This is a genomic window from Desulforamulus profundi, assembly GCF_002607855.1.
On sequence record NZ_AWQQ01000016.1, the window covers coordinates 1 to 5,809 of the forward strand.

Genomic DNA, 5,809 nt, shown 5'->3' on the forward strand with positions numbered 1-5,809 from the left:
TCGTTATAAATTGCTTGAAACAGTTGATTATATGTGGATTTATTGGTATCCTTGTCCATGCGATGTCTCCTTATTTTTGAGATTATGGACAGGACTACCTGTTATACCTCAATTATAAGGAGATTTTAATCATTTTTACAGGATATTGCTGGAAAAACAATGATTTATTGGTTTTTTTCTAGAATTTTAGATATTGACATTTTGGAAATTTATTTATGCAACGCTAGTGAACTTTAATATATTTTTCTGTTCTAAAATCTGTTCCTAAACTACTATAAAGATTAGCAAGTTCCTTGAGATAATAGTTATATTTATTATATTTTTCCAATTCTTTTTTATCTGAGCATTTTGCAAAATTACCTTTTTCTCTGAGAAAACAAAGTCTGAATAAGCCCTTTGGCCTTTATTTTTAGCTGAAGGAATAGTTAAAGAATATTATTCTGTAAGATTCTTTAAAAATGGGCATACTGGCAGAATTTTTTGTGGATACAACAGCAAGTATTTATTAACAGGCGTCTAAGCTGCGTTCTTATTTGATTGGGATGTTGCCAGCGCCCCTAGCAAAAGAACAACAAGGTTTATAACCAAATGACTTTTCACCTTCTTAATGCCCCAAACATGTAGCTGATTTGCTGTAAGGTAACTTTTGAGGCGGGAGTTTACTCTTTCTACAGAGGTTCTTTGTTTGTAAAGTTCTGTCCAGCCTCGTGAATCACGGTGAGGAACCGAATAACGGCGAAGATCTTCTGTCACTTTTACTTTTTTGACAAGACCATAATTTGAATTAGAACACCAAGCAGATCCAAAAGGACAGTTAACTTTTCCCGAGACATGAGGACACCTGAATTTAAGTGTATCCTTGTCACTGCCCCAGTAAACCATTGAATAACCCATTGAACAAATTGGTGTCCCGTTAGAATTTATTCCTTCCAGCGGTATTTTTTCATTGCGGAGATTCAATGGAATAATTGCTTTGGCAAGGGCATCTCTAGCAGCTTCATAATTTTTGTTTTGATCGTAGCCAGCATCCATTACATAAAACTTTGGCCAATGCTTTTTAGGTAATGAAGCTGTTGTCTTTTTAATTAGTTCAGCCCCCAAATCACCATCATTAGTATTGGCCGGTGTTACCTCAAAAGCAACTGGCAGCTCGCTGGCAGTATCAACAGCAATATGCAGTTATAACCAAACCAGGTAATGGTGTTACCAAAGGAATCTTTTTTGCACCCCCAGTCGGCATTACCTGTTAGCTTACTATGTTTCCGTGGCTGCTTTTCCTCATAGGCATCAATAGGGGTACTATCTATAGCCACTACTTGACCTGTAATAATTCCTTTTTGGCGACATTCGTTTACCAAAGCGTAAAAGATTTCTTCAGCAAGGTTAAGCTCGACAATCTTTTTAAAAGCCCGGCTAAAAGTAGAGACAGAAGGGACTTTACCAATTCCGAAACCACATTGGTATCTAAAACGGATATCGGATTCTAGCCGGTCCACAAGAGCAGTGAAGGTAGATATCCCTTCTAGAGGTGCTGCAAGAAATGCCCTCAAGATACTTTCTTTGCAGTAACCTGCGGCACCTTGGGGTAATTGACTTCTCAGTTTTCTTGCAAATGGTTCAAGGTTGAAGGCTGAGAAAAACAAATTTAATCGTTCTTTTAGTTCTAATTCCATTAATTCTTCAAAGGAAAATAAAGTTTGTTGGAGAATATACAAGTGACTTCCCTCCTATTGGTGGTTTCGGTTTGGTCACTTGAAATCTTCTCCAATTGGGGGTGAAGTCCTTTTTTGTTAACTTCCTAACCCTTGATTTTATAAGAGTTTTTGATTATGCAAAATGCTCACTTCTTAAATTTCTCAAACCATTTTTTTGCAAAGAGTCTTTGGGATTAATAACAGCCACCCCATCAACCACTGTTAGATGTGGAACTTTTGATTTAAATTTCTTAGAGTCAACGTTTAAGCCATGAACCGACTGTTCAATTTCCTTTTTTAAACTTATAAATTCTTCTTCCGGCCAATCCAAATAAATCTCATCTTTGCAAACCGGACACATAAACTCGTCATACCAAATCTCATTCTCACTAGAGTTATGCAACAAATTACTTAATACTAGTTCTGTTCCGCACTCTGGGCAATTCGGGTTAATGTAAAATGGTTTATTCCCCGGGCGTGGATCGGTCGCAGATAAAGGTTTACCATTTTTAACATTACCGTTTCTGTCTGCCAATGAAATTATCACCCTTTATTTTTAAATTACAGTACTTATGGAAAAGCGGACGCTACGGTATATCTATGCTTTATAGTTTAAAATCATCATTCTGTTAAACATATTATCTGTCTATGTTTCTCGCGTTACTCTCTCCCTAGGTTATAGGTTCCGGTATATCCATACCCAGTCCTTGACATGGAGCCTCGCACCCGTGTTTCAAGGGGCATAAGAGGCAACCCTGCTACGCTTGGTGCCCCTTTGGTTTTGTCAACACAAAAGTTGACCACTTGTGATAAAGTAAAAGTTGACCGGCCCCGATATTAAATGGTAAAGTGACAGATAATTCTGCCTACAATAGCACTTATCATTATTCATTATTAAGTTGTTGAGATGTGTTTGCTATGGATCTTTGCTGCAGGGTTTCACGAAAACGATAGCTTTCGCCGTTCATTAGATGGATTGTATTTGTCAACTCAAAATTCCCCCATGTGGGCTATTTAAAATTCCCCCACTTAACAACAAGAGTTATGCTTTCATTGAATTATCCACAGTTTTTTACGTTATCTCATTAATCATGACAATGCAAAGCATGATCGTGTCAATTTGAATACAGTATACACGAGGGGTTCTGCCTAATAAATTAGGCCAATTGCTGCTTCTGCAACCACTCCTTTGTTTCTTTCATTCGATAGGAATTCCCATTCATATTAATTATGTATGATTGATGTGTTAAACGGTCAATCATAGCTGCAGTCATAACCGGATCTTGGAATATTTCCCCCCATCGCTCAAAAGAAAGGTTTGTAGTGATAATAGTGGATTTTCTCCCGGCCCGAAGTGATAGGTGGGTAAACAACAGCTCAGAACCTTCTTTGTCGAAGGAGATATAGCCCATCTCGTCCGCGATAACCAGGTCATATTTCTCGAATCTGTTTTGGAAGGCGCGTAATGTCTGTTCCGCTCTGCATTCCTTGATACGGTTAATTAATAGGGGAACTGTTGTAAACCATACTTTGTAGCCTTCCATGCAAGCTTTAATACCTAGTCCTATGGCAACATGAGTTTTACCGGTGCCAGGACTACCCGCTAAAATTACGTTCCGACCTTCCCTAAGGAAATCCAACGTCTTAAGTATCTTCAGTTTCTTCTGTGCGTCCTCCGGTAGATCCTTAATTGATAAGTCCTCCAAATATTTCTTATGGGTAAATTGGGCCAGGCGAATACGGTTGTACCGTGAGGCCTCCCGCCTTGCATCACACTCCTTTTGCAGCAGTTGTGCCAGAAATTCTTCATAACAGGCATCACGCTGACAGGCTTCTTGAACATATTCCTCAAGGTATTTGCGAATAGCAGGTAGTTTTAATTCTTTGCTGTATTCTATTATGGCTTCTTTCCACTCTTTACGGGTCGCAGCACTCACGCAATGGCCTCCTTGGGTTCTAAGTTTTGGGTATTAAACAATTTATCGTACATTTTTAAATGTTGTATAGCTTGGTCAGTTATATCCTGTGCGACCTGTGAAATGATTGCAATCTCCGGGGTATTTTCCCGGCGTTTAGCGCACAATGCTTTAATTTTATCCGTAGTTACATGGCTTGGGTGGATCTTACACAGTTCAGTTATACTTTTCTCTACATCCGAAAGTGATGTCCCGTCCTTTATTTATTGCATTAGCTCTATAAATTCTTTCTCTTTCTTGGTATAATAGGTTTCAAAGATTTGTTTAATTTTTTGGTCTGCCTGCTGCAAAGCCATACTACCGGCTAATGCACCAGGTTTTTTCTTTAATGTCTCCAGGTAGTGACTAAGTTCCAATCGCCACTCATGGCAGCCGGTAAGCCTGGCATGTTCAGCAATTTTTGCATCTTTGTAGAAGCAGCAGATTCGGCTGGAGTAGATTTTAACCATGACAAGTTCACCAACTAAATGATCAGGAACTGAGTAATGGTTTTGGTCTACCACAATGGTGGCATACTTGTCCACACGGGCATTTACTACACGGGCTGAATCAAACATTGGGGGTAAGGTTAACAGGTTGGCACGTTCCTGCTCTAAACAAGCCAGTGCTGACTGTCCATCACGGGTATCTTGGGGCTTAGCATTTAGTTTATTACATATCTTCAACAGGTAATTATTGGCCTCGTCCAAGCTCTCGAATGTATCCTTGAATGCAAAGGCTTTACGGCGGATCACATCTACGCTACGCTCAACATGCCCTTTTTAATGTAAAGCTTTACATTAAAAGGTTATGGAAAGTATTAGATAATGTAAAGTAAGGCTGTAAAACACCTTGTAGCGCTGATCTATTTTATCGTTTTACTTTACATTATCATCCTCTATAGTTGATTTAAGCAAGAATGCTTAAATCAATCAAGGAGGTCTAAGTAATGAAGGAAAAACAAATAACACTTGAGATATTGACTGCTGATGTAGTCAAATATCTCCAAAAACTCTCATATTCCCATTCAAGAATCAATCAATATCGGTCTGCATGGCAAAGGATAGCTGTATTTATGAGGGATACTGATCAGCAGTATTACACTGCTACTGTTGGTGAGGCATTCATTTATCACCTCATTGGAACTAGAGCTTATGATGCTCTTGACCGCTGGGAAAAAGATATTATCCAGTGCGCCAACGTACTGACGGAATTCCTAGAGACTGGAACTGTAAAATTCAGGCGAAGTCAGAGATTTAGAGAACTGCATGGAGCTGTCGGACAGACCATGTTATCCTACATTGAATACAGAAAATCTTATGGGCTTTCCCGGGAAACGGTCGAGGAATATAAAAGAAATTTCCAACATTTCCTTAATTACCTGAACGTTAATGGAATTACAACGTTAAATTTAATCAATCAGCATCTTCTTCTAAACTACGTCAACCAGCTGGGGTTCTTTACTCACTATACCAGGCATAGGAACTTGTCAGTCATCAAAGGATATCTCCGGTATCTTTACGACCAGGGACTAACAGAAACGGATTTTTCCCGGGTGATACCGAAGGATAAATACATCAAGCAGCCAAAACTTCCTTCCACGTATTCAAAAGAAGAAGTGAAAGCACTGTTAGCGGCAATTGACAGAAGTAGTCCAAAGGGAAAACGAGATTATGCTATGGTACTAATTACCGCACTCTTGGGACTTCGGGCATCCGATGTCTGTAACCTTACCTTTGAAAACATCCAATGGGAAAAGAACCTTATTGTTTTGAATCAACAGAAAACCCAAGTAAGAATAGAACTTCCCTTACTTTCCGAAGTTGGTGAAGCCATTATCGATTACCTAAAATATGGACGACCTAGCCCGAGTTTACGAATTATTTTTTGAAGATGAATTTACCCGGCTCATTGTAAATAAATATAATCTTTCGACGGATTGCCTTATCTATAATACCACCAATTTTTTTACTTATGTTGATACTCTTTCCTCCAGCAAGTTGCCACAGAGAGGCCACAGCAAGGAGAAACGGTCTGACTTGAAAATTGTCGGTCTGGCAATGATGGTTACCCCTGATTTCAATGTTCCTCTTTTTCATGAGGTATACCCGGGTAATGATTATGATTCTGTTCAGTTTAAKCCGTTAYRASTRAACTTAA

The 5,809-nt window shown here is 39.0% G+C and carries 6 protein-coding genes and 1 pseudogene; 2 read left to right on the top strand and 5 right to left on the bottom strand.

Annotated features, from left to right (window positions below; translation table 11 throughout):
- Nucleotides 1-516 precede the first annotated feature (516 nt).
- From P378_RS20510 to P378_RS01650, 5 genes are all read right to left on the bottom strand, one after another.
- Nucleotides 517-1,179, bottom strand: a complete 663-nt coding sequence (locus tag P378_RS20510; protein ID WP_338013798.1) for a transposase — start codon at nucleotides 1,177-1,179, stop codon at nucleotides 517-519.
- Nucleotides 1,128-1,715, bottom strand: coding sequence for a transposase (locus P378_RS20515; RefSeq protein ID WP_238472737.1), 588 nt, complete (start codon nucleotides 1,713-1,715; stop codon nucleotides 1,128-1,130). The genes P378_RS20510 and P378_RS20515 overlap by 52 nt, the downstream gene beginning before the upstream one ends.
- Nucleotides 1,716-1,827: 112 nt before the next feature.
- Nucleotides 1,828-2,229, bottom strand: a complete 402-nt coding sequence (locus P378_RS01640; RefSeq protein ID WP_099082047.1) for a hypothetical protein — start codon at nucleotides 2,227-2,229, stop codon at nucleotides 1,828-1,830.
- 622 nt (nucleotides 2,230-2,851) lie between these two features.
- A complete protein-coding gene (gene istB / locus P378_RS01645) occupies nucleotides 2,852-3,631 on the bottom strand; it encodes an IS21-like element helper ATPase IstB (RefSeq protein ID WP_099082048.1) in 780 nt (259 codons plus the stop codon).
- Nucleotides 3,632-3,873: 242 nt separating this feature from the next.
- Entirely contained in the window at nucleotides 3,874-4,404 is a 531-nt protein-coding gene (locus P378_RS01650) for a Mu transposase domain-containing protein (protein ID WP_238472738.1), read from the bottom strand.
- A 533-nt stretch (nucleotides 4,405-4,937) separates the two neighbouring features.
- Here P378_RS01650 and P378_RS23875 point away from each other — a divergent pair.
- Nucleotides 4,938-5,540, top strand: a complete 603-nt coding sequence (locus P378_RS23875) for a tyrosine-type recombinase/integrase (RefSeq protein ID WP_420795956.1) — start codon at nucleotides 4,938-4,940, stop codon at nucleotides 5,538-5,540.
- Nucleotides 5,536-5,809: pseudogene (locus P378_RS23880) on the top strand (IS1634 family transposase); the annotation flags it as partial. The gene P378_RS23875 and the pseudogene P378_RS23880, both read left to right, overlap by 5 nt.

What these genes read in the sequence shown, in the direction of transcription:
- P378_RS23875 (WP_420795956.1), top strand. Translation starts at nt 4,938, where the DNA reads ATGTTATCCTACATTGAATACAGAAAATCTTATGGGCTTTCCCGGGAA.